A 25,049-nucleotide genomic window follows, 5' to 3' on the forward strand; every position below is an offset into this window, starting at 1 on the left:
ACAGAGGTTTATGATTTATGTAGTAAACCTGGCACGGTTACTGCATAATAACAGTCAGTGGCTCATTCACCTTCTTATGTCAGCCCCATAGCGAGCGCTACATAAACTTCGAATGACGCACTAAAAGGTGCCTGCCGTCCAACTGCTGATCATAGCGCTGCTATTTCAGAACCCCGGGCGACACGTTGAGTAAGGCACCGCCTGATTCCATCACAAAGGCAGGGTTAATCCCCTGCCTTTGTTGTTTTTTGCGTTTGGCTTTGCACCGGCGCGCCTCTCGGTTAGCATCGGGCTTTTGCAACCACTTCGGGATAACGCTGTGAAACGCTGGCCTGCTTTTCCCCGCTCGCTTCGCCAACTGGTCATGATGGCTTTCTTACTGGTGATGGTGCCGCTGCTGTTTCTCGCCTGGCAGGCCTGGCAGAGCCTCAACACGTTAAGCGCCCAGGCGGCGCAGACCAACACGCTGACCCAGATGGACGCCCGGCGCAGCGAGGCGATGACCAATATCGCGCTCGAAATGGAACGTAGCTACCGCCAGTACTGCGTGCTGGATGACGTGACCCTGGCGAAAGTCTACGAAAGCCAGCGCCAGCGCTATTCCCGAATGCTGGAGGCGCAGGCGGGCGTGCTGCCCGATGCGAAACTCTACAAAGCCCTGCGCCAGAGTTTGGTGGATCTGGCGTCGCTGGAGTGTCATAACAGCGGCCCGAAGCCGGACGCCGCCGCGCGTCTGGAAGCGTTCGCCGATACGAATACCCGTCTGGTGCAGGCCACCCGCGCCGTCATTTACGCCCGCGGCCAGCAGCTTCAGCAAGAGATTGCCGCGCGCGGTCGGCTGTTTGGCTGGCAGGCGCTGGCGCTGTTTCTCGCAAGCCTCGCGCTGGTGCTGCTTTTTACGCGAATGATTATCGGCCCGGTCAAAGGCATTGAGCGGATGATCAACCGGCTGGGCGAGGGGAAATCGCCCGGCACCACGATAATGTTTAAAGGCCCGCGCGAACTGCGATCGGTGGGGCAGCGGATTATCTGGTTAAGCGAGCGTCTCGCCTGGCTCGAATCCCAGCGCCACCAGTTTCTGCGTCATATCTCCCATGAATTAAAAACGCCGCTCGCCAGCATGCGCGAGGGCACCGAACTGCTTGCCGATCAGGTCGTCGGGCCGCTCACTGCGGAGCAGCGCGAAGTGGTGGAAATTCTCGATACCAGCAGCCGCAACCTGCAAACGCTGATAGAGCAACTGCTTGATTACAACCGCAAACTGGCTGGCGGCGCGGTGGAGCTTGAAAAAGTGGATCTGGCGCCGCTGGTGGAGATGGTTATCACCTCACACAGTCTGCCGGCGCGGGCTAAAATGATGCATACCGACGTGTCGCTGGCTGACGCGCCTTGCCTGGCGGAGCCGATGCTGCTGATGAGCGTGCTGGATAATCTCTACTCCAATGCGGTGCACTACGGACGCGAATCCGGTACCATTTATCTGCGTAGCCGCCGCCTTAACAATACGGTATGTATTGAGGTGGCGAATACCGGCACGCCCATTCCTGAGGCGGAACGGCAAATGATTTTTGAGCCCTTTTATCAGGGAAGCCATCAACGTAAAGGGGCGGTGAAAGGCAGCGGCCTGGGCCTGAGCATCGCACAGGATTGCATCCGACGTATGCACGGCGAACTGCGTCTGGTGGAGGATGACACCGCCGACGTCTGTTTTCGTATCGAATTACCGCTCTTTGACCCGGAACGATTAAAAAAATGAATTCACGTCTGGTAAGCGCATGGCGCAGCCTGCGCTCGCGCGGCACACCGTTTTTCTCTCTTCGCACGCGGGCGTGTTCCGTGCTGTTGCCATGCCTTCTGGCAGGCTGCGTGCAAAGCCCGGTTTCGAGCCACATCAAACAAACGCACGATCCTAAAATGCCGGAACAACAGCTGGCGGATTTCCTCTTTACCGAGTGTTCAGGCATCTGGCAGCTCTCTGGCACAAACGTCGAGAATAACCCGCTGTTCTGGCTGCGCGGCATGGACTGCGCGGAACGTCTTGCGCCTGCAGAGGCGCGCGCGCAGGCGCGTCGTTTCCCGGACGACACCTGGCAGCACGCCTTCCGGCGCGGCATTTTGCTCGCCAACGCCCGTATCACGCCTGCCGAGCGCCGCGGCTATCTCACGACGCTCAGCGCCACCGCCGGCGAGATCCCCGCGCACGTGCGCCCGCTGTATGAGGCCTGGCGCGACGGCCAGGCAGCGCAGCTCGCCCTCTCGGAAGAGCGCGGCCGCTACAGCAAGCTTCAGGAAAGCACCGACAGCGAGCTTGACGCCCTGCGCGAGCAGCAGCGCCACCTGCGCAGCCAGCTTGAGCTCACCACCCGCAAGCTGGAAAACCTGACCGATATCGAACGGCAGCTCTCCACGCGCAAAAGCGCGGGCGGCTATATTCAGGACAGCAGCCACAGCCCGGAGGACGCGGAGAAAGACAACGCCGCGCCAGCTGATAAGGGCGCCGCGCCCACGCAGGAGGAGACCAAACCATGACGCAGCATAAACCCGCGCGCCTGTTGCTGGTGGATGACGATCCGGGCCTGTTGAAACTGCTGGGCCTGCGCCTGACCAGCGAAGGGTTTACGGTCGAGACCGCCGAAAGCGGCCACGAAGGGCTGCGCATTTTAGGGCGCGAGAAAATCGATCTGGTGATTAGCGATTTGCGGATGGATGAAATGGACGGCATGCAGCTTTTCGCCGAGATCCAGAAGCTCCAGCCGGGCATGCCGGTGATCATTCTGACCGCGCACGGCTCGATCCCCGATGCGGTCGCCGCGACCCAGCAGGGCGTTTTCAGCTTTCTCACCAAGCCGGTGGATAAAGACGCGCTGTATAAAGCCATCGACGACGCCCTGGCCCATGCCGCGCCTGCGGGCGACGAGCAGTGGCGGGAGACGATTGTCACCCGCAGCCCGGCGATGCTGCGCCTCCTGGAGCAGGCGCATATGGTGGCGCAGTCGGACGTCAGCGTGCTGATTAACGGCCAGAGCGGCACCGGGAAAGAGATTCTGGCGCAGGCTATCCATAACGCCAGCCCACGCGCCAAAAACGCGTTTATCGCTATTAACTGCGGCGCGTTGCCGGAGCAATTGCTGGAGTCCGAGCTGTTCGGCCACGCGCGCGGCGCGTTTACCGGCGCGGTCAGCAGCCGTGAAGGGCTGTTTCAGGCGGCGGAAGGCGGCACGCTGTTTCTGGATGAGATTGGCGATATGCCGGTGCCGTTGCAGGTCAAACTGCTGCGCGTATTGCAGGAGCGCAAAGTGCGTCCGCTCGGCAGTAACCGCGATATCGATATCAACGTGCGGATTATCTCCGCCACCCACCGCGATCTGCCGAAGGCGATGGCGCGCGGCGAGTTTCGTGAAGATCTCTTTTATCGCCTCAACGTAGTGAATTTAAAGATCCCGGCATTGCAGGAGCGCGCGGAAGATATTCCGCTGCTCGCGAACCATCTGCTGCGTCAGGCGGCGGACCGGCATAAGCCGTTCGTGCGTAGCTTCTCTACCGATGCGATGAAGCGTCTGATGGCGGCAAGCTGGCCGGGCAACGTGCGCCAGCTGGTGAACGTGATTGAGCAGTGCGTGGCGCTAACTTCCGCGCCCGTCATTAGCGAAGCGCTGGTGGAGCAGGCGCTGGAGGGCGAAAACACGGTGCTGCCGACGTTTGTCGAGGCGCGCAATCAGTTTGAGCTTAACTACCTGCGCAAGCTGCTGCAAATCACCAAAGGCAACGTGACGCACGCCGCGCGGATGGCGGGGCGCAACCGCACGGAATTCTATAAATTACTGGCCCGCCACGAGCTTGAGGCGAATGATTTTAAAGAGTAGTTTTTGGTGCCCAAACCGCCGCAAGGTATGGTAATTTGAGCAACCGATTACGCGAATTGAATCGCCGTGCAGGCGCTGGCAGGAATTAAGGATCCACCATGAAAAAGATTGATGCGATTATTAAACCCTTCAAACTCGATGACGTACGTGAAGCGCTGGCGGAAGTCGGGATCACCGGGATGACGGTGACCGAAGTGAAAGGGTTTGGTCGCCAGAAAGGGCATACCGAGCTCTATCGCGGCGCAGAGTATATGGTGGATTTCCTGCCGAAGGTGAAAATCGAGATCGTGGTGACCGACGATATCGTCGATACCTGCGTGGATACGATTATCCGTACCGCCCAGACCGGTAAAATCGGCGACGGCAAGATTTTCGTTTTCGACGTCGCGCGCGTGGTGCGTATCCGTACCGGCGAGGAAGACGACGCCGCGATTTAAGCGTGAGCGACAAACAAAAAAAGCAGGTCCGTGGACCTGCTTTTTTTATGTCCGGCGTTCATGGGCCACGCAAGTAAATGGTGGGTGCGCTGCGCTTACCCACCCTACAGGACGTTGGCGAGGGTGGTGGGTGCGCTTCGCTTACCCACCCTACAGAATGTTGGCGAGGGTGGGTGGGTGCGCTGCGCTTACCCACCCTACAGAATGTTGGCGAGGGTGGTGGGTGCGCTGCGCTTACCCACCCTACAGAATGTTGGCGAGGGTGGTGGATGCGCTGCGCTTACCCACCCTACATAAAACCGTAAATCTCTGTCGTAGGGCGGGTAAGCGAAGCGCACCCGCCGAACCGCGCACAAAACGCCGACCCCTTACAACACCTTATGCGGGCCGAAACACTCGTAATGAATGCTCTCTTTATTCACGCCCAGGCTCACTAACTGCTCCGCGGCGAACTGCATAAATTTCACCGGGCCGCAGACATAAAACTGCATGCCGGGCGTGGTCACGTGCGCCTCGTGATCGCGAAGCGCCATCAACCCTTCGCTGTTGTAACGACCCGCGCTGCGATCGGCGTCGCTCGGCACGCGATACCAGACGTGGCGGGTAAAGCGGGGCAGTTTCGCGCCAAGCTGCGCCACTTCATCGGTAAAAGCATGCACGTCGCCGCTTTCCGCCGCGTGATACCAGTTCACCTGCGCTGGATGCTGCGCGCTTGCCAGCGTATCGAGCATCGCCAGCATCGGCGTCTGACCCACGCCCGCGGAGATAAGCGTCACCGGCGTCTGCGGCTCGACATCCATAAAGAAATCACCCGCCGGGGCGGCCAGATGAATCACATCGCCCGGCTGCGCATGCTGATGCAGCCAGTTCGACACCTGGCCTTCGCCTTCGCGTTTCACCGCGATGCGATAGCTTTTGCCATTCGGCTTGCGGGTAAGCGAATACTGGCGAATCTCCTGATGCGCGAACTCCTGCGGCTTGATCCAGACGGCGGTGTACTGGCCGGGCAGGTAATCAGCGACCGGGCCGCCGTCCACCGGCTCCAGCTCAAAGCTTGTGACAATCGCGCTCTGCGGCGTTTTACTCACGATGCGGAACTCGCGTGTGCCTTCCCAGCCGCCGGTTTTCCGGGCGTTGCTCTGGTAAATCTCGGCTTCGCGATTGATAAACACGCCCGCTAACACGCCGTAGGCTTTACCCCAGGCATCCAGCACTTCCTGGCCTGGGCTGAACATCTCGTCGAGCGTCGCCAGCAGGTGCTCGCCCACGATGTTGTACTGCGCCGGTTTGATATTAAAGCTAGTGTGTTTTTGCGCGATTTTCTCCACCGCAGGCAACAGAGCCGCGAGGTTTTCAATGTTGGCGGCGTAGGCGCAAATGGCGTTGAACAGCGCTTCACGCTGATCGCCATTGCGCTGGTTGCTCATGTTGAAAATCTCTTTCAGTTCCGGGTTATGCGTAAACATCCGGTCATAAAAGTGAGCGGTGAGTTTCGGGCCGGTCTGCGCCAGCAGCGGGATGGTGGACTTCACGACGGCGATGGTTTGACTATCCAGCATGATTACTTCCTTCCGGTTTTTATAAAATGTATTTTAAATGCATCTTATAAAAAATACCTGCACGTTGTAAATGGTTTTATCAGGCTTATGAATGACGCGCATCACAGATGAAAAAAAGACCGGTTCAACGTGAAAATAAGTCGCGTAAACCGTGCGTTTGCTTAATCGTTCAAACCCTTGCGCCACGCCATGCCAATCGTTTGCGTAAAAACCTCTGTCAAGACCTATCTTCATCCTGCCAATCGGTTTACACTGTTGGCCGTCGCCCCAAAAGGGCCCCTAATTGCAGTACATTTTATTGTCAGCTGAGTCAGGAGATGCGGATGTTAAAGCGTGAAATGAACATTGCCGATTATGATGCCGAACTGTGGCAGGCTATGGAGCAGGAAAAAGTACGTCAGGAAGAGCACATCGAACTGATCGCCTCCGAAAACTACACCAGCCCGCGCGTGATGCAGGCGCAGGGCTCTCAGCTGACCAACAAATATGCCGAAGGTTACCCGGGCAAACGCTACTACGGCGGCTGTGAATATGTCGATATCGTTGAGCAACTGGCGATCGACCGCGCCAAAGAACTGTTCGGCGCTGATTACGCTAACGTGCAGCCGCACTCCGGCTCGCAGGCCAACTTCGCGGTCTACACCGCGCTGCTGCAACCAGGTGACACCGTGCTGGGTATGAACCTGGCGCAGGGCGGCCACCTGACGCACGGCTCCCCGGTTAACTTCTCCGGTAAGCTCTACAACATCATCCCTTACGGTATCGATGAGTCAGGCAAAATCGATTACGAAGACATGGCGAAGCAGGCGCAGACCCATAAACCGAAGATGATCATCGGTGGTTTCTCCGCTTACTCCGGCATCGTTGACTGGGCAAAAATGCGCGAAATCGCTGACAGCATCGGCGCTTACCTGTTCGTCGACATGGCGCACGTGGCGGGCCTGATTGCCGCTGGCGTCTACCCGAACCCGGTTCCGCACGCGCATGTGGTGACCACCACGACGCACAAAACGCTGGCAGGCCCGCGCGGCGGTCTGATCCTCGCCAAAGGCGGCAGCGAAGAGCTGTACAAAAAACTGAACTCTGCCGTGTTCCCGAGCGCGCAGGGCGGCCCGCTGATGCACGTTATCGCGGCGAAAGCGGTCGCGCTGAAAGAAGCGATGGAGCCAGAGTTCAAAACCTACCAGCAGCAGGTTGCCAAAAACGCGAAAGCGATGGTGGAAGTGTTCCTGGAGCGCGGTTACAAAGTCGTTTCCGGCGGTACGGAAAACCACCTTTTCCTGCTGGATCTGGTGGATAAAAACCTGACTGGTAAAGATGCTGACGCTGCGCTTGGCCGCGCCAACATCACTGTGAACAAAAACAGCGTGCCGAACGATCCGAAGAGCCCGTTCGTGACCTCCGGTATCCGTATCGGTTCTCCATCTGTGACTCGCCGCGGCTTTAAAGAAGCGGAAGTGAAAGAGCTGGCAGGTTGGATGTGCGACATTCTGGACAACATCCATGACGAAGCGGTTATCGAGCGCGTCAAAGGTAAAGTGCTGGATATCTGCGCACGCTTCCCGGTTTACGCGTAAGCGTTCACACACCGATAAAGGCCGCCTTGCGCGGCCTTTTTTTATGGGCGATGCCATACAGGAGACCGCCATGCGTATTCAGGAATTCGCCACGTTGACCGGCCTTGGCGTTCATACGCTGCGCTATTACGAAAAGCTGGGGCTGCTGGTGCCGGCGCGTAACGCCAGCGGCCATCGCGACTATCATCGCTCGGATCTCGACTGGGCGGCATTTATTAAACGCCTCAAAGCGACCGATATGCCGCTTGAGGAGATCCAACGCTACGCCATGCTGCGCGCGCAAGGAGAGATAACGGCGGGCGCGCGCCGTGAACTGCTGGCGCAGCACGCCCGGCGGCTCGAAGCGCGGCTGGCGGAGCAGGCGGAGCATCTGGCGCGCCTTAAAGACAAAATGGCGTACTACGACGAGACGCTGTTAAAAAACAGCGCTTGACCTGGAGTTAACTCGAAGCCTTACCGTTATCCGAACCACATAAAAGGAGAACGGTATGACCTCATCACGTTATGACACGGGCCTTGCGCGCCTGTCCGAAATCGACGGCGCAGCGGGTGAAAATGTTATCAAAGCGCTGGCCGATATCGCGCCGGATCTGGGGCGCTACGTCATTGAATTCGGCTTTGGCGATGTCTACAGCAGGCCGGGGCTGTCGCTGAAAAGCCGGGAGCTGGCGACGGTCGCGGCGCTTACCGCGCTTGGCCACGCGCAGCCGCAGCTGGCGGTGCATCTGCATGCGGCGCTGAATGTCGGCTGCACGCGCGAAGAGATCATCGAAGTCATTATTCAGATGGCGCTCTATGCCGGTTTTCCGGCGGCGCTCAATGCAATGTTCACCGCCAAAAAGGTTTTTGCCGAGGCGGGCGTGTAACAGGAGAGGCCGCTGCGGCGGCCTCATTACGTAGTAAAAGCGAATTGTTATGAACGTGTTATGCGCCGCTTGCAACCCCTGCGCTTTCCCGCCAGACTAACGCCTGCCGAAACGGGAGGGACTCATGGTGTTGCAATCCACGCGCTGGCTGGCGCTCAGCTATTTCACCTATTTTTTCAGCTACGGTATTTTTTTGCCGTTCTGGAGCGTCTGGCTGGCAGGCGTCGGCGTCGCGCCGGAAACGATCGGCCTGCTGCTCGGCTCCGGCCTGATCGCACGCTTTCTTGGCAGCCTCCTGCTGGCGCCCCGCGTCAAAGATCCTTCCCGTTTAGTGTTTGCGTTGCGCCTGCTTGCCGTGCTGACGCTCGTTTTCGCGCTCGGCTTCTGGTTCGGGCATCAGACCGCCTGGCTGTTCGTCGTGTTGGTGGGCTTTAACCTCTTTTTCTCGCCGCTGGTGCCGCTGACCGACGCGCTCGCCGCCACCTGGCAGCGCCAGATAACGATGGACTACGGGCGCGTGCGCCTGTGGGGCTCGCTGGCGTTTGTGATTGGCTCGGCGCTGACTGGCAAGCTGGTCAGTGTTTATGACTACCGCGCCATTCTGGCGCTGCTGTCGCTCGGCGTGGCCTCGATGCTTATCGGTATGCTGCTCAAACCCTCCATCATGCCGCAGGGCGAGGCGCGTCATAACGAGGCGGCGGGCTGGCCGGTGTGGCGCAGGCTGATTGCTGAAAACTGGCGTTTTCTCGCCTGCGTGAGTCTGCTCCAGGGCGCGCACGCCGCCTATTACGGCTTCAGCGCTATTTACTGGCAGAGCAAAGGCTATTCCGCCTCGGTGGTGGGGTATCTGTGGTCGCTCGGCGTGGTGGCGGAAATCATTATCTTCGCGCTCAGTAAACGGCTGTTCAGCCGGTTTGGCGCGCGCGATCTGCTGCTGCTCTCCGGCGTGCTGGGGATTATCCGTTGGGGGCTGATGGGCTGGACGACGGCGCTGCCGTGGCTCATTGTGGCGCAGATCCTCCACTGCGGCAGCTTCTCTATCTGCCACCTGGCGGCGATGCGCTATATCGCCGCGCGCGAAGGCTCGGAAGTTATCCGGCTACAGTCGGTCTACTCCGCCGTCGCGATGGGCGGCGGGATTGCGGTGATGACCGTTTTCGCCGGATTCCTCTACCAACACCTCGCAGGCGGCGTCTTCTGGGTGATGGCGCTGGTCGCGCTGCCCGCGCTTTTTCTGCGTCCCCGGGTGGCGGCGCGCGCTTAAGCTTCCAGAATTTCGCGTATCCGCTGCTGCTGCTGTTCACCCAGCGGCAGCGTGGCGTGGATAAGCGGTGGCGAGAAGAGCGGCAGCGAGGTGGTGTAGGGCGTCACAATCAGCGCCACCTCTTTCGGCGCGCCTTCCTGCTGGAAGGTGTGCAGCGTCAGGTGTTTGATATTCAGCGGCAACAGGGTGAGTTCCCGTAGCTGCTGCTCGATTTCCGCTTCGAGCTGCGCGTCATTACCCGTCAGCAGCAGCACCTGTTTTTCATGCAGATCGGCCTCCTGCATTAACCACGCGCCGAAAATTACCGCTACCAGCCCCACTTCTTCATCAGAAAACGTTACCCGGTACTCCTCTTCAAAGCGGTCAAACGCTTTGCGGGTGGTGCGCATCAGACGCGGATAGAGGCGGTTAATCTCTTCAGGCAGGGCGTTATCGATACCGATGCCGAACAGGCTGCGGTCGAGCGCCTGGCAGAGATGCGTATAGAGCTGATCTGCAAGCCCCTGTTCATCGCTGAACGCCATGCCGGATAGCTCCCGGAAGCGGGCAATGAGTGAGAGTACGGCATGACGCAGGCGGTGATCTTCCGGGTGCGCGTCACGCAGCGGATCGGGCGTACGCAGCATCATAAAGAGCAGCGCCAGGAAGCAGTGTTCATTAACGTGCGGCGACTGCGCGACGCGCCGCTGCCAGTGGCGCACGATCTCCTGCGCGGCGAGAAACTCCGCGCGGGCGCGCATCCAGAGCTGTTGCGGCTCGGTGAACTCCGGCGTCTGGCCGTAATGGTGCTGCACCAGGCAATATTGCAGGTACAGACGCAAAAACTGGACGTCGCGCGCCTCGAACTGACGGTTCAGACGGCGCGCGCAAAGGTTGACCAGCGCGTGTAAATTCGTATCGTCATACAGCGCCGTGGCGATGCCGTGCTGACGCAGTTCGCTTTTCAGCGCGGGTGTGAAATGCTGCTGGATAAACTGCGGGCACAGGCGCAGCGCCCGGCGCAGCCAGTGCAGCAGGCAGAGACGTCTGTCTAACGCCGTGCCTTCAATCCGGTAGCTGCCATCCTGCTGGGTGATAATACTCAAACGGTGATACCGCTTAATTTCGTCGCCGGTTTCTGCAATATCCTGACGGGCGATGGCGCCGTCGACGCCATTCAGCCGGCCTAACATTTCCGGCGTGATGGTTTGCCCCGGCAGATAGAGCATTAAAAGTGCCTGGCAGCGGCGCTGCGGACTGGAAAGCACAGATGGTGGAGGGCAGAGCAGAGTCATCATCCGTTTTGTCCAGTGAGTGAGAATATTGCTAAGAATAGCTAAAGGATCGTTGAATGCCGTTCAGGGTGCGCAGTTTGATCGCGGAATTCTGCTTGGCTCACAGAATTTTTCGCCAGAGGAAGATAATGGGCGCTCATCTTTACCGGTTAATGTGTGGTGCGGCTTTAGTATCGCTGGTTCCGGCGCAGGGCGTGCTGGCGCATCCGCACAGCTTTATCTCGTTGAAAACCGAAATCGTCAGCGAAGCGGGGCAGATAACTGCGCTTAAAATGCGCTGGAAAATGGATGAAATCACTTCAGCGGATCTACTGTATGACGCTGGCGACGCCGCGCCCGGCTCGCCGGTCTGGAAAAAGCTGGCGGCGGAAGTGATGACCAATGTTATCGGGCAGCACTATTTCACCGAGTTCTGGCATAACGGGCAGAAGGTGAAATTCGCCGCCACGCCCCTGGCGTATGGTCTGGCGCGCGAAGGGCATCAGGCGGTGCTGACGTTTACGCTGCCGCTCGCGCATCCGCAACCCGTCTCGGGCGAGCGTTATACCTTCGCCACCTTCGATCCCACTTATTATGTGTCGATGAGTTATGACGCGCCGGGCGATGTGACGCTCGGTGAGGCGCTGCGCGAGCGCTGCAACGTGGCGGTGAAAACGCCGCAGCCGGATGCGGCCGTGCAGGATTTCGCGCTGTCGCTCGATAAATCCGATGCGCCGCCGGAAGATATGGATTTAGGCAAACAATTCGCTCAACAGGTGACGTTGCAATGTCAGTAATTTCAACACCGTTCGCGCCGCGCCGCTGGCTGCATTTCTGGCCCCTGGCGCTGTTTGTTGTCCTGGCGTTGGGCGCAGGCGTCTGGCTGTGGCTTGAGTGGCCGCAGGTGCTGATGAAAAGCACCGTCTGGCAGCGCGGCATCAACCGCGAGATGAGCGCGCTCCTTCAGCAGGTGGCGGAAAACCCGACGCGGGCGGGCGGCTCGCTGCTGCTGTTCAGCTTTATCTATGGCGTGCTGCATGCGCTGGGGCCGGGCCACGGCAAAGTGGTTATCGCGACCTGGCTTGCCACCCATCCCTCGCGCCTGAAAACCAGCCTGCAACTGACGTTCGCGTCATCCTTGTTACAGGGGCTGGTGGCGATTGCCCTGGTGACGGTGGTGCTGACGGTACTGGCGCTGCCTGCGCGGCAATTGCACCTGAGCGGCTACTGGCTGGAAAAGGGCAGCTATCTGCTGGTGGGGGCGCTGGGGTTGCTGCTTTGCTGGCGCGCGGTGAAAACGCTGCGCGGGCTGGCGCGCCGCCCGGTCTTCACCGCCTTTAGCCCGCATCATACGCACAGCGATACCTGCGGCTGCGGACATCAGCATTTACCGTCGCAGGCGCAGCTTGAGCGCGGCGAGGACTGGCGCGCCAGGCTGATGGTGGTGCTCTCGATGGGGATGCGTCCGTGTTCCGGCGCGCTGATGGTGTTGTTGTTCAGTAAAGTGATCGGCGTGTTTGGCTGGGGGGTTGCGTCGGCGCTGGCGATGGCGGCGGGAACGTCGCTGACCATTTCAGCCATCGCGTTGTTTGTGCACAGTTTCCGGCATCTGGCGGTGCGGCTCGGCGGGAAGAAAACCCCGCCGCTGTGGCGGCGAACGGGCGGGGCGACGCTCGCGCTCGCAGGCGGCGTGGTGTTAGTGGCCGCCGCGCTGGTGATGTGGTCAGGCGCAGCCCCCGTCGCGCAGGGGTTGCGACCGTTTTAACGGCGGGGATGATGGCGGGTGCGCATTCGCTTACCCGCCCTACCAGGGTTGTGTGTTTTTGTAGGGTGGGTAAGCGCAGCGCACCCACCAGGCCAATTGGGATCTGTGCATGTAGGGTGGGTAAGCGCAGCGCACCCGCCAGGCCAATTGTGAGCTTTGCATGTAGGGTGGGTAAACGCAGCGCACCCACCAGGCCAATTGTGAGCTTTGCATGTAGGGTGGGTAAGCGCAGCGCACCCACCAACTGCCACGTTAAAACCCCACGCGCCATAAAAAACCAACAAAAAAGGCAGGCCGCTCTCGCGTACCTGCCTTTTTCTTGCCTGGAAGCGATTAACGCTTCAGCGCTTCGCTCAGCTCATCGCGCATATTGCCCAGCATCGCTTTCACGACGCGCGGGTTACCTGCCACGATGTTACCGGTCATCATGTAGTTGTGACCGCCCATGAAATCGCACACCAGACCGCCGGCTTCACGCACCAGCAGATCGCCTGCGGCGAAATCCCACGGCTTCAGGCCGATTTCAAAGTAACCATCCACGCGGCCTGCGGCCACATAGGCCAGATCCAGCGCGGCGGAACCGGTGCGGCGGAAATCAGCGCACTGGGTAAACAGTTTGGTCACGATATTCATGTACGGCGTAGCGTGCTGTTTGGCTTTGAACGGGAAGCCGGTCGCCAGAATGGTGCCGTCCAGATCGCGAGCGGTGCTGCCGCGCAGACGGTAGCCGTTAAGCTGCGCGCCCTGGCCGCGAACGGCGGTGAAGAGTTCGTTACGCATCGGATCGTAAACCACGGCGACTTCTGCGCGGCCTTTGATACGTACAGCGATAGAAACGGCGAAATGCGGGAGACGTTTAACGAAGTTGGTGGTGCCATCCAGCGGATCGATAACCCATTGAATATCCGGCTCGGTGCCTGCGTGTTCACCGCTTTCTTCGGTGATGATAGTGTGTTGCGGGTAGGACTGGCGAATGGTGTCGATAATAATGCGCTCTGCGCCTTTATCCACGTTCGTTACAAAGTCGTTGCTGCCTTTCTGGCTGGTCTCTACGGCGTCCGGGGTTTCGTAGTTTTTGGCGATAAAATTTCCGGCCTTGCGCGCAGCACGCACGGCGATGTTGAGCATCGGATGCATCAGGTTTCTCTCACTGGATGTTAAAGAACGGGAAAACGGCGCGGATTATAGCAGAGGGTTCGGAATATGTCTCAGGTTTATGATAAGATGTCCTGATATTCTTTTCGGATACTGAGTCGCTATGCTGCAAAACATTCGTATCGTGCTGGTTGAAACCTCACACACCGGCAACATGGGTTCTGTTGCCCGCGCCATGAAAACCATGGGCCTCACCAACCTGTGGCTGGTGAATCCGCTGGTGAAACCGGACTCCCAGGCCATCGCGCTCGCCGCAGGCGCCAGCGATGTGATCGGCAATGCGAGCATCGTCGATACGCTGGATGAAGCGCTGGCGGGGTGCAGCCTGGTGGTCGGCACCAGCGCGCGTTCGCGCACGTTGCCCTGGCCGATGCTCGACCCGCGCGAATGCGGTCTGAAAAGCGTCTCTGAAGCGGCGCATGCGCCGGTCGCGATTGTGTTTGGCCGCGAGCGCGTTGGGCTGACCAACGACGAACTGCAAAAGTGCCACTATCACGTCGCTATCGCGGCCAACCCGGAGTACAGCTCGCTGAACCTCGCGATGGCGGTGCAGGTGGTAGCCTATGAAGTTCGCATGGCGTGGCTCGCCACTCAGGATGCCCAGACGCCTGCGCATGCCGAAGAAGAAGCCCCCTATCCGCTGGTGGACGATCTTGAGCGTTTTTATGGCCATCTTGAGCAAGTTTTGCTCACGACCGGCTTCATCCGTGCTAATCATCCCGGCCAGGTGATGAACAAATTACGCCGTCTTTTTACCCGCGCACGCCCGGAAAGTCAGGAACTTAACATCCTGCGCGGCATGCTGGCGTCGATAGAAAGCAGCCGTAATGAGAAGCCGTAATACTTGAGTAAAATACTCGGGTAAATAGTTGACCATTTTACTCGGGAATGTCAGACTTGCGCCTGCTATGCAATACCCCCATTTTCATAAAAACCCCCGCGTCGAGGGGCGAGCTTGAGGTTAAGTAAGACATGAGACTGACATCTAAAGGGCGCTATGCCGTGACCGCAATGCTGGACGTTGCGCTCAACTCCGAATCCGGTCCGGTACCGTTGGCAGATATTTCTGAACGTCAGGGTATCTCCCTTTCTTATCTGGAGCAGCTGTTCTCTCGCCTGCGTAAAAATGGCCTGGTGTCCAGCGTACGTGGTCCGGGCGGCGGCTATCTGCTGGGTAAAGACGCGGGCCAGATTGCGGTTGGTGAAGTCATCAGCGCCGTTGATGAATCTGTCGATGCAACCCGTTGTCAGGGTAAAGGCGGCTGCCAGGGCGGCGATAAATGCCTGACCCACGCGCTGTGGCGCGATCTGAGCGACCGTCTGACCGGTTTTCTGAACAACATTACCTTAGGTGAACTGGTGAACAACCAGGAAGTGCTGGATGTCTCTGACCGTCAGCATAATGAAGCCCATCGCCCGACCCGCGCTCAGGACGCTATCGACGTCAAACTGCGCGCTTAAAAAAATAATACGCTTTTCCCGAATCAGGCCAGGGTGCTCCGGCATCCTGTAGACTGCGGCGTACATCCAGCCGGCTGCCTGATTCACCGCTTTGAGATGTACGGAGCTTAAGAGCAATGAAATTACCGATTTACCTCGATTACTCCGCGACCACGCCGGTGGACCCGCGCGTCGCCGAGAAAATGATGCAGTTTTTAACGATGGACGGAACCTTCGGTAACCCGGCCTCCCGCTCCCACCGTTTTGGCTGGCAGGCGGAAGAGGCGGTGGATATCGCCCGTAACCAGGTGGCCGATCTCATCGGCGCGGACCCGCGTGAAATCGTCTTTACCTCTGGCGCGACCGAATCCGACAACCTGGCTATCAAAGGTGCGGCCAATTTCTACCAGAAAAAAGGCAAGCACATCATTACCAGCAAAACCGAGCATAAAGCAGTGCTGGACACCTGCCGTCAGCTGGAGCGCGAAGGCTTTGAGGTCACTTACCTCGCCCCGCAGAGCAACGGCATTATCGATCTTAAAGAACTCGAAGCCGCGATGCGTGACGACACCATCCTGGTTTCCATCATGCACGTGAATAACGAAATCGGCGTGGTGCAGGATATCGCCACCATCGGCGAAATGTGCCGCGCGCGCGGCATCATCTATCACGTTGACGCCACCCAGAGCGTGGGCAAGCTGCCTATCGACCTGACCCAGCTGAAAGTGGACCTGATGTCCTTTACCGGCCACAAAATCTATGGCCCGAAAGGCATCGGCGCGCTCTACGTGCGTCGTAAACCGCGTATCCGTATCGAAGCGCAGATGCACGGCGGCGGTCACGAGCGCGGCATGCGTTCCGGTACGCTGCCGGTTCACCAGATCGTCGGCATGGGCGAAGCCTATCGTATCGCTAAAGAAGAAATGGCGAGCGAAATGGAACGCCTGCGCGGTCTGCGTAACCGTCTGTGGAACGGCATTAAAGATATCGAAGAAGTTTACCTGAACGGCGACCTGGAGCAGGGCGTTCCGACCATCCTGAACGTGAGCTTTAACTACGTGGAAGGCGAGTCGCTGATCATGGCGCTGAAAGACCTGGCGGTATCGTCTGGGTCCGCCTGTACCTCTGCAAGCCTTGAGCCGTCTTACGTGCTGCGCGCGCTGGGTATGAATGACGAGCTGGCGCACAGCTCTATCCGTTTCTCTCTGGGCCGTTTCACGACTGAAGAAGAGATCGACTACACCATCGAACTGGTACGCAAATCCATCGGCCGCCTGCGCGACCTCTCTCCGCTGTGGGAGATGTTTAAGCAGGGCGTGGATTTAACCACCATCGAATGGGCTCATCATTAATCGGTATCGGATTCAGGAGAAATAACACATGGCATACAGCGAAAAAGTCATCGATCATTACGAAAACCCGCGCAACGTCGGCTCTTTTGACAACAACGACGACAACGTCGGCAGCGGCATGGTCGGCGCGCCGGCGTGCGGCGACGTGATGAAGTTGCAGATCAAAGTCAACAATGAAGGTATCATTGAAGACGCACGTTTCAAAACCTACGGTTGCGGCTCCGCTATCGCGTCCAGCTCGCTGGTCACCGAGTGGGTCAAAGGCAAATCCCTGGACGAAGCGCAGGCAATTAAAAATACCGATATCGCAGACGAACTCGAACTGCCGCCGGTAAAAATTCACTGCTCTATCCTGGCGGAAGATGCTATCAAAGCCGCTATTGCGGACTATAAAAGCAAACGTGAAGCAAAATAATCATTGATGAGTTGAGGTTGTAGTATGTCGATTACCCTTAGCGACACCGCCGCCGCGCGCGTCAACGCTTTCCTGGCCAACCGCGGTAAAGGTTTTGGCCTGCGTCTTGGCGTGCGTACGTCCGGCTGTTCCGGCATGGCCTATGTGCTGGAATTTGTTGACGCGCCGCTGCCAGAAGACACGGTGTTCGAAGACAAGGGCGTGAAGGTGGTGGTCGATGGTAAAAGCCTGCAATTCCTTAATGGCACTCAGCTGGACTTCGTCAAAGAAGGCCTGAACGAAGGGTTTAAATTCACCAACCCGAACGTTAAAGATGAGTGCGGCTGCGGCGAAAGCTTTAACGTCTGATAATCTTTCCCGCCTCTCCCCGTCTGCGCCAGCCGCAGGCGGGGTATTTGCTTTATCACGTTGACTGACCCCGAGACTGTTATGGATTACTTCACCCTCTTTGGGCTGCAGGCCCGTTATGCGCTGGACAGTGCCCAACTGGCGGCTCGTTACCAGGATCTGCAACGTCAGTATCATCCCGATAAATACGCAAGCCATTCCCAGGCCGAACAACTGGCGGCGCTCTCGCAATCCGCCACCATCAATCAGGCATGGCAAACGCTGCGCCACCCGCTGACGCGCGCGGAATATCTGCTCTCTCTGCACGGCTTCGATCTGGCGAATGAACAGCACACCGTGCGCGACACTGCATTTCTGATGGAGCAACTGGAGCTGCGCGAAGCGCTGGATGAGATTGAGCAGGCCAAAGACGCCGACCGCCTTGAAGCCTTTGTCTGTAACGTCAAAGCAATGTATCAGGAACGCCATCAGCACATGGTGACGGAGCTGGACGCCGAAGCGTGGGCGCAGGCGGCCGATACGGTACGCAAGCTGCGTTTTCTCGACAAGCTGTTAAGCCAGTCAGAACAACTCGAAGAAAAGTGGCTCGATTTTTAATTCTGGAAGCTCAACATGGCCTTATTACAAATCAGTGAGCCCGGCATGAGTAGCGCGCCGCACCAGCGCAAGCTGGCGGCGGGCATCGATCTTGGCACCACGCATTCGCTGGTCGCGACCGTGCGCAGCGGTCAGCCGGAAACGCTGGCGGACCAGCAGGGGCGCCACCTGCTGCCGTCCGTGGTGCACTACCAGTCACAGGGCTACAACGTCGGGTATGACGCCCGCGCTCAGGCGGCGGACGATCCGGTTAACACCATCAGTTCCGTAAAGCGCCTGATGGGCCGCTCTCTCGCCGATATTCAGGCGCGCTACCCGCATCTGCCGTATCAGCTGCGCGCGAGCGAAAACGGCCTGCCGATGATCGACACCCCGGCAGGGCTGCTGAATCCGGTACGTATCTCCGCCGATATCCTTAAAACGCTGGCTGAACGCGCGCGCGAAGCGCTGGCGGGCGAGCTCGACGGCGTGGTCATTACCGTTCCGGCCTACTTTGACGATGCGCAGCGCCAGGGCACCAAAGACGCCGCGCGTCTTGCCGGGCTGCATGTGCTGCGCCTGCTGAATGAACCGACCGCGGCGGCGATCGCCTACGGCCTCGATTCCGGTCAGGAAGGCGTTATTGCCGTTTACGATTTAGGCGGCGGCACGTTTGATATCTCCGTGCTGCGCTTAAGCCGCGGCGTATTTGAAGTGCTGGCGACGGGCGGCGATTCCGCGCTTGGAGGCGACGATTTCGACCATCTGCTGGCGGATTACATTCGCGAGCAGGCGGGCATCGCCGATCGCAGCGACAACCGCCTTCAGCGCCAGCTGCTCGATGCCGCCACCCAGGCGAAAATCGAACTCAGCGACGCCGATGTCGCGCACGTCAACGTGGCGGGCTGGCAGGGCGCTGTCACCCGCGAGCAGTTCAATGAACTCATCGCGCCGCTGGTTAAGCGCACGCTGCTCTCATGCCGTCGCGCGCTGAAAGATGCGGGCGTGGAAGCGGGCGACGTGCTGGAAGTAGTTATGGTCGGCGGTTCGACCCGCGTGCCGCTGGTGCGCGAGCGCGTCGGCGAATTTTTTGGCCGCACGCCGCTGACGTCTATAGACCCGGATCGCGTGGTCGCCATCGGCGCCGCTATCCAGGCTGATATTCTGGTGGGCAACAAGCCGGACAGCGAAATGCTGCTGCTGGACGTTATCCCGCTGTCGCTCGGTCTTGAAACCATGGGCGGCCTGGTGGAGAAAGTGATCCCGCGCAATACCACGATCCCCGTGGCGCGCGCGCAGGAATTCACCACCTTCAAAGATGGCCAGACCGCGATGGCGATTCACGTCATGCAGGGCGAGCGTGAACTGGTGCAGGATTGCCGATCGCTTGCGCGCTTTACGCTGCGCGGCATTCCGGCGATGCCAGCGGGCGGCGCCCATATCCGCGTCACCTTCCAGGTGGACGCCGACGGCCTGCTGAGCGTGACCGCGATGGAGAAATCCACCGGCGTGGAGGCGTCCATTCAGGTGAAACCGTCTTACGGACTGACCGACGGCGAAATCGCCAACATGATTCAGGAGTCCATGAGCTTTGCCGAGCAGGACGTGAAAGCGCGAATGCTCGCCGAGCAGAAAGTGGAAGCCGCGCGAGTGCTGGAAAGCCTCGACGGCGCGCTGAAAAGCGACGGCGCGCTGCTTAGCGCGACCGAACGCGCCGCCATTGATGACGCGATGGCGCAACTGCGCGCCGCCGCCGACGGCGACGACGCCAGCGCCATTGAAGACGCGATAAAAAATACAGATAAACAGACCCAGGAGTTTGCCGCTCGCCGCATGGATGAATCCATCCGTCAGGCGCTGAAAGGCCACTCCGTCGACGAGGTTTAATAATGCCTAAGATTGTTTTTTTGCCTCATCAGGACCTTTGCCCTGATGGCGCAGTACTGGAAGCGCAAAGCGGTGAAACCATTCTTGACGTTGCGCTGCGCAACGGCATTGAAATCGAACACGCCTGTGAAAAATCGTGCGCCTGCACCACCTGCCACTGCATCGTGCGTGAAGGTTTCGATTCGCTGCCGGAAAGCACCGAAGATGAAGACGACATGCTGGATAAAGCGTGGGGGCTGGAGCCGGAAAGCCGTCTGAGCTGCCAGGCGCGCGTCACTGACGAAGATCTGGTGGTGGAGATGCCGCGTTACACCATCAACCACGCCAGGGAGCATTAATATGGGACTGAAATGGACCGACAGCCGTGAAATCGGCGAGGCGCTGTATGACAGCCGCCCGGACGTGGACCCGAAAACCGTGCGCTTTACCGATATGCACGAGTGGATCTGCTCTCTCGAAGAGTTCGATGACGATCCACAGGCCTCTAACGAAAAGGTTTTAGAGGCTATACTGCTGGTCTGGTTAGACGAAGCAGAATAACGCAACGGGCTGCCATAAGGCGGCCCGTTTTCGTTGCGCATCAGGCGATATAAGGAAAATAAAATGACCGAAGCCATGAAGATTACCCTTTCCCACGAGCCTGCCGATGCTCGCTGGGGTGAAAAAGCACTGTACAGTTTTACGCAAGACGGTATCGCTCTGCACCTGACGGGCAAAGACGATCTCGGCATTGTCCAGCGCGCCGGGCGCAAAATCGACGGCCAGGGGCTCAAACACGTTGAGCTTGCCGGCGATGGCTGGGATGTGGAAAAAAGCTGGGCGTTCTGGATGGGCTATCGCGGTCCGAAAGGCAAGCGCGCCGTTACCTGGGCGCCGCTTGACGACGCGCAGCAGAAAGAGCTCAACAGCCGCCTGAAAGTCATCGACTGGGTGCGCGATGTTATTAACGCCCCGGCGGAAGAGATGGGCCCGGAGCATCTGGCGCAGCGCGCGGTGGATCTGCTGGCGGATGTCGGCGGCGAGCGCGTGAGCTATCGCATTACCAAAGGCGAAGATCTGCGCGAGCAGAACTACATGGGGCTGCATACCGTAGGCCGCGGCTCTGAACGCCCGCCGGTCTTGCTGGCGCTCGATTTCAACCCGACGGGCGATGCGAACGCGCCGGTGTATGCCTGCCTCGTCGGCAAAGGCATTACGTTTGACTCCGGCGGCTACAGCATTAAACAGACCGCGTTTATGGATTCGATGAAATCTGACATGGGCGGCGCGGCGCTGGTTACCGGCTCGCTGGCGTTCGCGATTACGCGCGGCCTGAACAAGCGCGTGAAGCTGATCCTCTGCTGCGCGGATAATATGATCAGCGGCAACGCCTTCCGTCTGGGCGATATCATTCGCTATCGCAACGGCAAAACCGTGGAAGTGATGAACACCGACGCCGAAGGGCGCCTGGTGCTGGCGGACGGGCTGATTGACGCCAGCGCCCAGAAGCCGGAGCTGATTATTGACGCCGCGACGCTGACCGGCGCCGCCAAGACGGCGCTCGGCAACGATTACCACGCGCTGTTTAGCTTTGACGACGCGCTGGCGAACCGTCTGCTGCAAAGCGCGCAGGCGGAAAACGAAGCCTTCTGGCGTCTGCCGCTGGCGGAGTTTCACCGCAACCAGCTGCCGTCTAACTTTGCCGAGCTGAACAACACGGCGGGCGGCGCCTATCCGGCGGGCGCCAGCACCGCGGCGGGTTTCCTGTCGCACTTTGTGGAGAACTACCAGCAGGGCTGGCTGCATATCGACTGCTCCGCGACTTACCGCAAAGCGGCGGTAGAGCAGTGGGCGGCTGGCGCGACCGGTATCGGCGTGCGTACCCTTGCGAATCTGTTGACCGACGAGTAACGGCGGGCAGGGCGGGTGCGCTTCGCTTACCCGCCCTGGAAACAAAGTCTTATTCCTGTAGGGTGGGTAAGCGAAGCGCACCCATCAACGCGATAATAATGTGACGCGATGATTGCGCTGCCTTTATCCGCCTTACATCACCATTAACGCGATGCCGCGGGTTTCCCCCTCTCCGACAGGGGAGGGCCGGGGTGAGAGGCTTTTCTCTTACTCATCACTGAAAAATACAAACGCTATGTCCGAAACGAAAAACGAAAACAACGCAGAAAACAACGAACTCGAAACCCTGCTGGAGAAAGCGGCCGCGGAGCCTGCGTTCCGTCCGGCGTTTTTCCGCACGCTGCTGGAATCCACCGTGTGGGTGCCAGGCGAGGCGGCGGATGGCGAAGCGGTGGTCGCTGAAAGCGCCGTGGATCTGCAGCACTGGGAAAAAGACGACGGTACCTCGGTGATCCCTTTCTTCAGCTCTCCGGCGGCCCTTGAAAAAGCGGTGGAAGGCGAACAGGCGTTCGTGGCGATGCCGGTGCGCACGCTGTTTGAGATGACCCTTGGCGAAACGCTGTTCCTCAACGCCAAACTGCCGACCGGCAAAGAGTTTACGCCCAATGAAATTCGCCATCTGATAAGCCCGGAAGTCTCGGCGCTCAGCCAGCAGGAAGTGCTGGAAGGCGGCGCCTCGCTGCTGCTCTCTGAGGTGGCCGAACCGCCCGCGCAGATGATCGAATCGCTGACCGTGCTGTTTAAAGAGATGAAAACCGTGAAGCGCGCCTGGCTGTGCCTGTTGAAAGAGCATGCCGACGAGCCCGCGAACTATCTTATCGGCATCGAGGCGGACGGCGACATCGACGCGGTGATTAACGCCGCTGGCAGTGTGGCGACCGACACCCTGCCGGGCGATGAGCCGGTGGATATCTGCCAGGTGGTGGAAGGCGAGAAGGGCATCAGCCACTTTATGATGGCGCACCTGACGCCGTTCTACGAACGTCGCTGGGGCAGCTTCCTGCGCGATTTCAAACAAAACCGCATTATTTAACCCTGCATCTTCCCGCGCGGCGCCCGACGCCGCGTTTTTCTGCCCTGTTAACACATTGTTTTCAGTAGCAAGCCAAATTCTGGTAGGCCCACCTGCGGGCTCGCTTTGTTAAGCTTCCGGCCTTCTGCGCCCCCGTTACGTTTATCCACGCTTTCGCTGCCTGAATCCATGGGCGGGCGCCGTTCCTGTTTCACATCGCACAAGGGCCATACCATGCATAAAAAGAGCGTCACCTACCTCTTTTTAATTCCGCTGATCCTGTTTTTCTATGCCGCCTGGCAGAACTGGCGCGTCAGTCACGTGCTGGAACGCGCGCAGTATGAAACGCAAATCGTCGCGGCCGCGAGCGAGTCGCCGCGCGCAACGCTGACTTACCGTCACGATGGGCAGGAGACAGAAATGCCCGCCATCGACGCGCAGGAGCGGGCGCAGCAGTATCTCGCAGAAAACCGGGAGTGGATTGGCGCGGCGGATGTTGAGCTGTTTCTGGCGCGCAGCGGTATGTTCTTCACGTTTATCAGTCTGCTGATTAACGCGGGCGCCGTGGCGCTGTGCCGCTTTTGCGTGGCGCAGGGGCAGCGTTCGCAGGGCGCGTTACTGAGGGCGTTCTGGCTGTGCCGTCTGCTGCTGCCTTTTATTATGGCCGCGCAACTATTGGTGGGGCCGTTTTACCAGCTCAGTATCGCGTTTTATGAAGTCGTCTGGGCGGCCATCGCGTTTAATCTCCACCTGGTGCCTGGCAAAGTCGTTCTCTTTCTCCTGATCGTCGCGGGCGTCGTGCTCTGGATGTTCTGGAAAATCCTGGTGACGGTCGTGAGATGCTTTGCGCTGTTTCGCCCGGTGCCGAAGCCGGTGATGGGGCATCGTCTCAGCCGTGGCGAGGCGCCTGCGCTCTGGCAGGCGGTAGACGCGCTGGCAGGCAAGGCGGTTGCCCCGGATAATATTGTGGTAGGGCTTACCGACAACTTCTACGTCACCGCAAACCCGTTGCTGCTGAATAATGGCGAAACGGTCGTCGGCAAGACGCTCTACTTTCCGCTGACCTGGGCGGCGCTGCTGAGCCCGGAGGAGATGACGGCGGTGATCGGCCATGAACTGGGGCACTTCTCCGGTAAAGATACCGAATTCAGCCAGCGCTTTCTGCCGCTCTATGATGGTTTCAGCCGCAGCCTTGACGCGCTGGAGCCGAAGGAAGGTCAAAAGACGTATTTCAGCGTGCTCGAATTACGCACTGCGTTGTATAGCGCGCATTACTTTCTCGAACAGTTCCACGGCATGGTAATGCTGTGGCGCAAGCGTCGTGAGCACGCTGCCGATGAGGCGGGCGCGCAGGCCAGCTCACCGCAGGCGCTCGCGTCAGCGCTGCTGCGTATCGTGGCGCTGAGCGGTCCGGTGAATGAATACCTGGAGGCCGTTTACGAGGCACGTGTTCAGACCGACAACGTGGTGGCCTCGCTGCTGGCGCACCTGAGCGGCCACCCCTTGCCGGACCCGCGCGAACATCTGGAGAACGAAACGTCGCACCCTTACGACTCCCACCCGCCATGCCGTTCACGCATCGAGGCCCTCGGCTGCTCGGTCGAGCTTTCGGCGATTCAGGCCTCGCGGCCGGTAAGCCCACAGAGCTACGCGCATCTGCAAACGCTGTTCGCGGATGTCGACGGGCTGGCCCGCGCGCTCACGGCAGCGCTTACCGGGCAGGTCGCTGAACATCGCAGCGCCTGGCGCAACGAATTGCAAACCGTGGTGGAAGCGGCCTCGGGCGAACAGGCGATCTACTCCCGTAGCCGTATTTCGCGCGGCGGCGTACTGACCATCGTGACGTTTGTGTCGATGATTGTGGCGTTTCATGCCGATCGCGAGTGGCAATTCCCGCCTGGTAAGCCTGAGCTGGTGGGCCTCATCATTACGCTGATATTCGCGTATTTCTGCTGGCTTGGGATCCGGAGCGTGCTGCGTTACTGGCGCATAAGCCAGCAGCCGCTGATGGTCTTAACGCCGCAAAGTCTGATTTTCCGCGAGCTGACGGAGCCGGTGCCGATTTCCGCGCTGACCGGCTATCTGTTCTTGCCGTCGAAAAGCGGGATGCTGATAGGGCTTGATTACAAAGAAGGCTACCAGCCTCCGCCGTTGGCTGGCGCGCGCTTTCGGGCATATCGCCACGTGGATAAAAAAGAGCGTCAGATGCTGCTGGATGTGAGCGGCAAACTGCGTGACGCCGACAACAAACCGGTTTCACAGGAAGGACTGATGGAGCTGGTGGAAGTGTACCTCCATGCGGCCGCCGCCCAGGCGGAGCTCCACAAGATGCAGTAAACCATCGGCCCCGTCAGAGGGCTGTGGGATGCGGCGCCTGTCCGTCGACAGGC

General features: G+C 59.2%; 25 protein-coding genes. 22 read left to right on the top strand and 3 right to left on the bottom strand.

Features of this window, described 5'->3' with window-relative positions; all coding sequences use genetic code 11:
• The first annotated feature begins 319 nt into the window (after window positions 1-319).
• The 4 genes from AACV31_RS21670 (at window position 320) to glnB (ending at window position 4,300) form a co-directional block, all read left to right on the top strand.
• Window positions 320-1,756 (top strand): sensor histidine kinase, encoded by a 1,437-nt coding sequence (locus tag AACV31_RS21670; protein ID WP_105537820.1) that lies wholly within the window; start codon window positions 320-322, stop codon window positions 1,754-1,756.
• Window positions 1,753-2,529 carry a two-component system QseEF-associated lipoprotein QseG gene (gene qseG / locus AACV31_RS21675; protein ID WP_015742128.1) on the top strand — a complete coding sequence of 259 codons (777 nt, stop codon included), beginning with the start codon at window positions 1,753-1,755 and terminating at the stop codon, window positions 2,527-2,529. Before AACV31_RS21670 ends, qseG begins: the two co-directional genes overlap by 4 nt.
• Window positions 2,526-3,863: a two-component system response regulator GlrR gene (gene glrR, locus AACV31_RS21680; protein WP_007763270.1), complete on the top strand. Its 1,338-nt coding sequence runs from the start codon at window positions 2,526-2,528 to the stop codon at window positions 3,861-3,863. Before qseG ends, glrR begins: the two co-directional genes overlap by 4 nt.
• 98 nt (window positions 3,864-3,961) lie before the next feature.
• Complete coding sequence (gene glnB / locus AACV31_RS21685) at window positions 3,962-4,300, top strand: nitrogen regulatory protein P-II (protein ID WP_002438074.1); 339 nt, start codon at window positions 3,962-3,964, stop codon at window positions 4,298-4,300.
• Between the two features lie 368 nt (window positions 4,301-4,668).
• On the opposite strand, the gene hmpA is transcribed toward glnB, so the two are convergent.
• Window positions 4,669-5,859: an NO-inducible flavohemoprotein gene (gene hmpA / locus AACV31_RS21690; RefSeq protein ID WP_075199699.1), complete on the bottom strand. Its 1,191-nt coding sequence runs from the start codon at window positions 5,857-5,859 to the stop codon at window positions 4,669-4,671.
• Between the two features lie 323 nt (window positions 5,860-6,182).
• Between hmpA and glyA the strand changes: the two genes are divergently transcribed.
• The 4 genes from glyA (at window position 6,183) to AACV31_RS21710 (ending at window position 9,566) form a co-directional block, all read left to right on the top strand.
• On the top strand, window positions 6,183-7,436 hold the full coding sequence (gene glyA / locus AACV31_RS21695) for a serine hydroxymethyltransferase (protein WP_007763259.1): 1,254 nt from the start codon (window positions 6,183-6,185) through the stop codon (window positions 7,434-7,436).
• 70 nt (window positions 7,437-7,506) lie between these two features.
• Entirely contained in the window at window positions 7,507-7,869 is a 363-nt protein-coding gene (locus tag AACV31_RS21700) for a MerR family transcriptional regulator (protein ID WP_105539300.1), read from the top strand.
• 55 nt (window positions 7,870-7,924) lie between these two features.
• Window positions 7,925-8,302, top strand: coding sequence for a carboxymuconolactone decarboxylase family protein (locus AACV31_RS21705; protein ID WP_007795631.1), 378 nt, complete (start codon window positions 7,925-7,927; stop codon window positions 8,300-8,302).
• Window positions 8,303-8,426: 124 nt separating this feature from the next.
• Entirely contained in the window at window positions 8,427-9,566 is a 1,140-nt protein-coding gene (locus AACV31_RS21710) for a 3-phenylpropionate MFS transporter (protein WP_007763248.1), read from the top strand.
• On the opposite strand, the gene csiE is transcribed toward AACV31_RS21710, so the two are convergent.
• A complete protein-coding gene (gene csiE / locus AACV31_RS21715; RefSeq protein ID WP_032806696.1) occupies window positions 9,563-10,843 on the bottom strand; it encodes a stationary phase inducible protein CsiE in 1,281 nt (426 codons plus the stop codon). The genes AACV31_RS21710 and csiE overlap by 4 nt on opposite strands.
• Before the next feature lie 125 nt (window positions 10,844-10,968).
• Between csiE and AACV31_RS21720 the strand changes: the two genes are divergently transcribed.
• On the top strand, window positions 10,969-11,616 hold the full coding sequence (locus tag AACV31_RS21720; RefSeq protein WP_165156009.1) for a DUF1007 family protein: 648 nt from the start codon (window positions 10,969-10,971) through the stop codon (window positions 11,614-11,616).
• On the top strand, window positions 11,607-12,584 hold the full coding sequence (locus tag AACV31_RS21725) for a nickel/cobalt transporter (RefSeq protein WP_165156011.1): 978 nt from the start codon (window positions 11,607-11,609) through the stop codon (window positions 12,582-12,584). The genes AACV31_RS21720 and AACV31_RS21725 overlap by 10 nt, the downstream gene beginning before the upstream one ends.
• A gap of 333 nt (window positions 12,585-12,917) precedes the next feature.
• Here the strand turns inward: AACV31_RS21725 and suhB are convergent, their stop codons facing one another.
• Window positions 12,918-13,721: an inositol-1-monophosphatase gene (gene suhB, locus AACV31_RS21730; protein ID WP_165156013.1), complete on the bottom strand. Its 804-nt coding sequence runs from the start codon at window positions 13,719-13,721 to the stop codon at window positions 12,918-12,920.
• 121 nt (window positions 13,722-13,842) lie between these two features.
• Here suhB and trmJ point away from each other — a divergent pair, with 121 nt between their 5' ends.
• From trmJ to AACV31_RS21790, 12 genes are all read left to right on the top strand, one after another.
• Window positions 13,843-14,580 (top strand): tRNA (cytosine(32)/uridine(32)-2'-O)-methyltransferase TrmJ, encoded by a 738-nt coding sequence (gene trmJ / locus AACV31_RS21735; protein ID WP_165156015.1) that lies wholly within the window; start codon window positions 13,843-13,845, stop codon window positions 14,578-14,580.
• A gap of 131 nt (window positions 14,581-14,711) precedes the next feature.
• A complete protein-coding gene (gene iscR, locus AACV31_RS21740) occupies window positions 14,712-15,200 on the top strand; it encodes a Fe-S cluster assembly transcriptional regulator IscR (protein WP_007700622.1) in 489 nt (162 codons plus the stop codon).
• Window positions 15,201-15,316: 116 nt separating this feature from the next.
• Window positions 15,317-16,531 carry a cysteine desulfurase gene (gene iscS, locus AACV31_RS21745; RefSeq protein ID WP_007777299.1) on the top strand — a complete coding sequence of 405 codons (1,215 nt, stop codon included), beginning with the start codon at window positions 15,317-15,319 and terminating at the stop codon, window positions 16,529-16,531.
• Window positions 16,532-16,559: 28 nt separating this feature from the next.
• The gene (iscU, locus tag AACV31_RS21750) at window positions 16,560-16,946 is read left to right on the top strand and encodes a Fe-S cluster assembly scaffold IscU (RefSeq protein WP_004385925.1); all 387 of its coding nucleotides are present in this window, start codon (window positions 16,560-16,562) and stop codon (window positions 16,944-16,946) included.
• 24 nt (window positions 16,947-16,970) lie between these two features.
• Window positions 16,971-17,294 (top strand): iron-sulfur cluster assembly protein IscA, encoded by a 324-nt coding sequence (gene iscA, locus AACV31_RS21755; protein ID WP_007763241.1) that lies wholly within the window; start codon window positions 16,971-16,973, stop codon window positions 17,292-17,294.
• Window positions 17,295-17,375: 81 nt separating this feature from the next.
• Window positions 17,376-17,891 (top strand): co-chaperone HscB, encoded by a 516-nt coding sequence (hscB, locus tag AACV31_RS21760; protein ID WP_165156017.1) that lies wholly within the window; start codon window positions 17,376-17,378, stop codon window positions 17,889-17,891.
• Window positions 17,892-17,906: 15 nt separating this feature from the next.
• Window positions 17,907-19,757 (top strand): Fe-S protein assembly chaperone HscA, encoded by a 1,851-nt coding sequence (hscA, locus tag AACV31_RS21765; RefSeq protein ID WP_165156019.1) that lies wholly within the window; start codon window positions 17,907-17,909, stop codon window positions 19,755-19,757.
• A 2-nt stretch (window positions 19,758-19,759) separates the two neighbouring features.
• Window positions 19,760-20,095: an ISC system 2Fe-2S type ferredoxin gene (gene fdx, locus AACV31_RS21770; RefSeq protein ID WP_004385928.1), complete on the top strand. Its 336-nt coding sequence runs from the start codon at window positions 19,760-19,762 to the stop codon at window positions 20,093-20,095.
• Window position 20,096: 1 nt separating this feature from the next.
• The gene (iscX, locus tag AACV31_RS21775) at window positions 20,097-20,297 is read left to right on the top strand and encodes a Fe-S cluster assembly protein IscX (RefSeq protein ID WP_075199707.1); all 201 of its coding nucleotides are present in this window, start codon (window positions 20,097-20,099) and stop codon (window positions 20,295-20,297) included.
• Between the two features lie 63 nt (window positions 20,298-20,360).
• Window positions 20,361-21,647, top strand: coding sequence for an aminopeptidase PepB (gene pepB / locus AACV31_RS21780; RefSeq protein ID WP_165156021.1), 1,287 nt, complete (start codon window positions 20,361-20,363; stop codon window positions 21,645-21,647).
• A 235-nt stretch (window positions 21,648-21,882) separates the two neighbouring features.
• Window positions 21,883-22,680 (top strand): enhanced serine sensitivity protein SseB, encoded by a 798-nt coding sequence (gene sseB / locus AACV31_RS21785; RefSeq protein WP_165156023.1) that lies wholly within the window; start codon window positions 21,883-21,885, stop codon window positions 22,678-22,680.
• 213 nt (window positions 22,681-22,893) lie between these two features.
• Window positions 22,894-24,996, top strand: coding sequence for a M48 family metallopeptidase (locus AACV31_RS21790; protein WP_165156025.1), 2,103 nt, complete (start codon window positions 22,894-22,896; stop codon window positions 24,994-24,996).
• The last annotated feature ends 53 nt before the right edge of the window (window positions 24,997-25,049 follow it).

It is taken from the genome of Cronobacter sp. EKM101R, from assembly GCF_963888145.1.
In the GTDB taxonomy this organism is placed as follows: Bacteria; Pseudomonadota; Gammaproteobacteria; order Enterobacterales; family Enterobacteriaceae; genus Cronobacter; species Cronobacter turicensis.

Coding starts and splice junctions, on each gene's coding strand:
- qseG (WP_015742128.1), top strand. CDS start 1,753: ATGAATTCACGTCTGGTAAGCGCATGGCGCAGCCTGCGCTCGCGCGGC.
- glrR (WP_007763270.1), top strand. CDS start 2,526: ATGACGCAGCATAAACCCGCGCGCCTGTTGCTGGTGGATGACGATCCG.
- glnB (WP_002438074.1), top strand. CDS start 3,962: ATGAAAAAGATTGATGCGATTATTAAACCCTTCAAACTCGATGACGTA.
- hmpA (WP_075199699.1), bottom strand. CDS start 5,859: ATGCTGGATAGTCAAACCATCGCCGTCGTGAAGTCCACCATCCCGCTG.
- glyA (WP_007763259.1), top strand. CDS start 6,183: ATGTTAAAGCGTGAAATGAACATTGCCGATTATGATGCCGAACTGTGG.
- AACV31_RS21700 (WP_105539300.1), top strand. CDS start 7,507: ATGCGTATTCAGGAATTCGCCACGTTGACCGGCCTTGGCGTTCATACG.
- AACV31_RS21705 (WP_007795631.1), top strand. CDS start 7,925: ATGACCTCATCACGTTATGACACGGGCCTTGCGCGCCTGTCCGAAATC.
- AACV31_RS21710 (WP_007763248.1), top strand. CDS start 8,427: ATGGTGTTGCAATCCACGCGCTGGCTGGCGCTCAGCTATTTCACCTAT.
- csiE (WP_032806696.1), bottom strand. CDS start 10,843: ATGATGACTCTGCTCTGCCCTCCACCATCTGTGCTTTCCAGTCCGCAG.
- AACV31_RS21720 (WP_165156009.1), top strand. CDS start 10,969: ATGGGCGCTCATCTTTACCGGTTAATGTGTGGTGCGGCTTTAGTATCG.
- AACV31_RS21725 (WP_165156011.1), top strand. CDS start 11,607: ATGTCAGTAATTTCAACACCGTTCGCGCCGCGCCGCTGGCTGCATTTC.
- suhB (WP_165156013.1), bottom strand. CDS start 13,721: ATGCATCCGATGCTCAACATCGCCGTGCGTGCTGCGCGCAAGGCCGGA.
- trmJ (WP_165156015.1), top strand. CDS start 13,843: ATGCTGCAAAACATTCGTATCGTGCTGGTTGAAACCTCACACACCGGC.
- iscR (WP_007700622.1), top strand. CDS start 14,712: ATGAGACTGACATCTAAAGGGCGCTATGCCGTGACCGCAATGCTGGAC.
- iscS (WP_007777299.1), top strand. CDS start 15,317: ATGAAATTACCGATTTACCTCGATTACTCCGCGACCACGCCGGTGGAC.
- iscU (WP_004385925.1), top strand. CDS start 16,560: ATGGCATACAGCGAAAAAGTCATCGATCATTACGAAAACCCGCGCAAC.
- iscA (WP_007763241.1), top strand. CDS start 16,971: ATGTCGATTACCCTTAGCGACACCGCCGCCGCGCGCGTCAACGCTTTC.
- hscB (WP_165156017.1), top strand. CDS start 17,376: ATGGATTACTTCACCCTCTTTGGGCTGCAGGCCCGTTATGCGCTGGAC.
- hscA (WP_165156019.1), top strand. CDS start 17,907: ATGGCCTTATTACAAATCAGTGAGCCCGGCATGAGTAGCGCGCCGCAC.
- fdx (WP_004385928.1), top strand. CDS start 19,760: ATGCCTAAGATTGTTTTTTTGCCTCATCAGGACCTTTGCCCTGATGGC.
- iscX (WP_075199707.1), top strand. CDS start 20,097: ATGGGACTGAAATGGACCGACAGCCGTGAAATCGGCGAGGCGCTGTAT.
- pepB (WP_165156021.1), top strand. CDS start 20,361: ATGACCGAAGCCATGAAGATTACCCTTTCCCACGAGCCTGCCGATGCT.
- sseB (WP_165156023.1), top strand. CDS start 21,883: ATGTCCGAAACGAAAAACGAAAACAACGCAGAAAACAACGAACTCGAA.
- AACV31_RS21790 (WP_165156025.1), top strand. CDS start 22,894: ATGCATAAAAAGAGCGTCACCTACCTCTTTTTAATTCCGCTGATCCTG.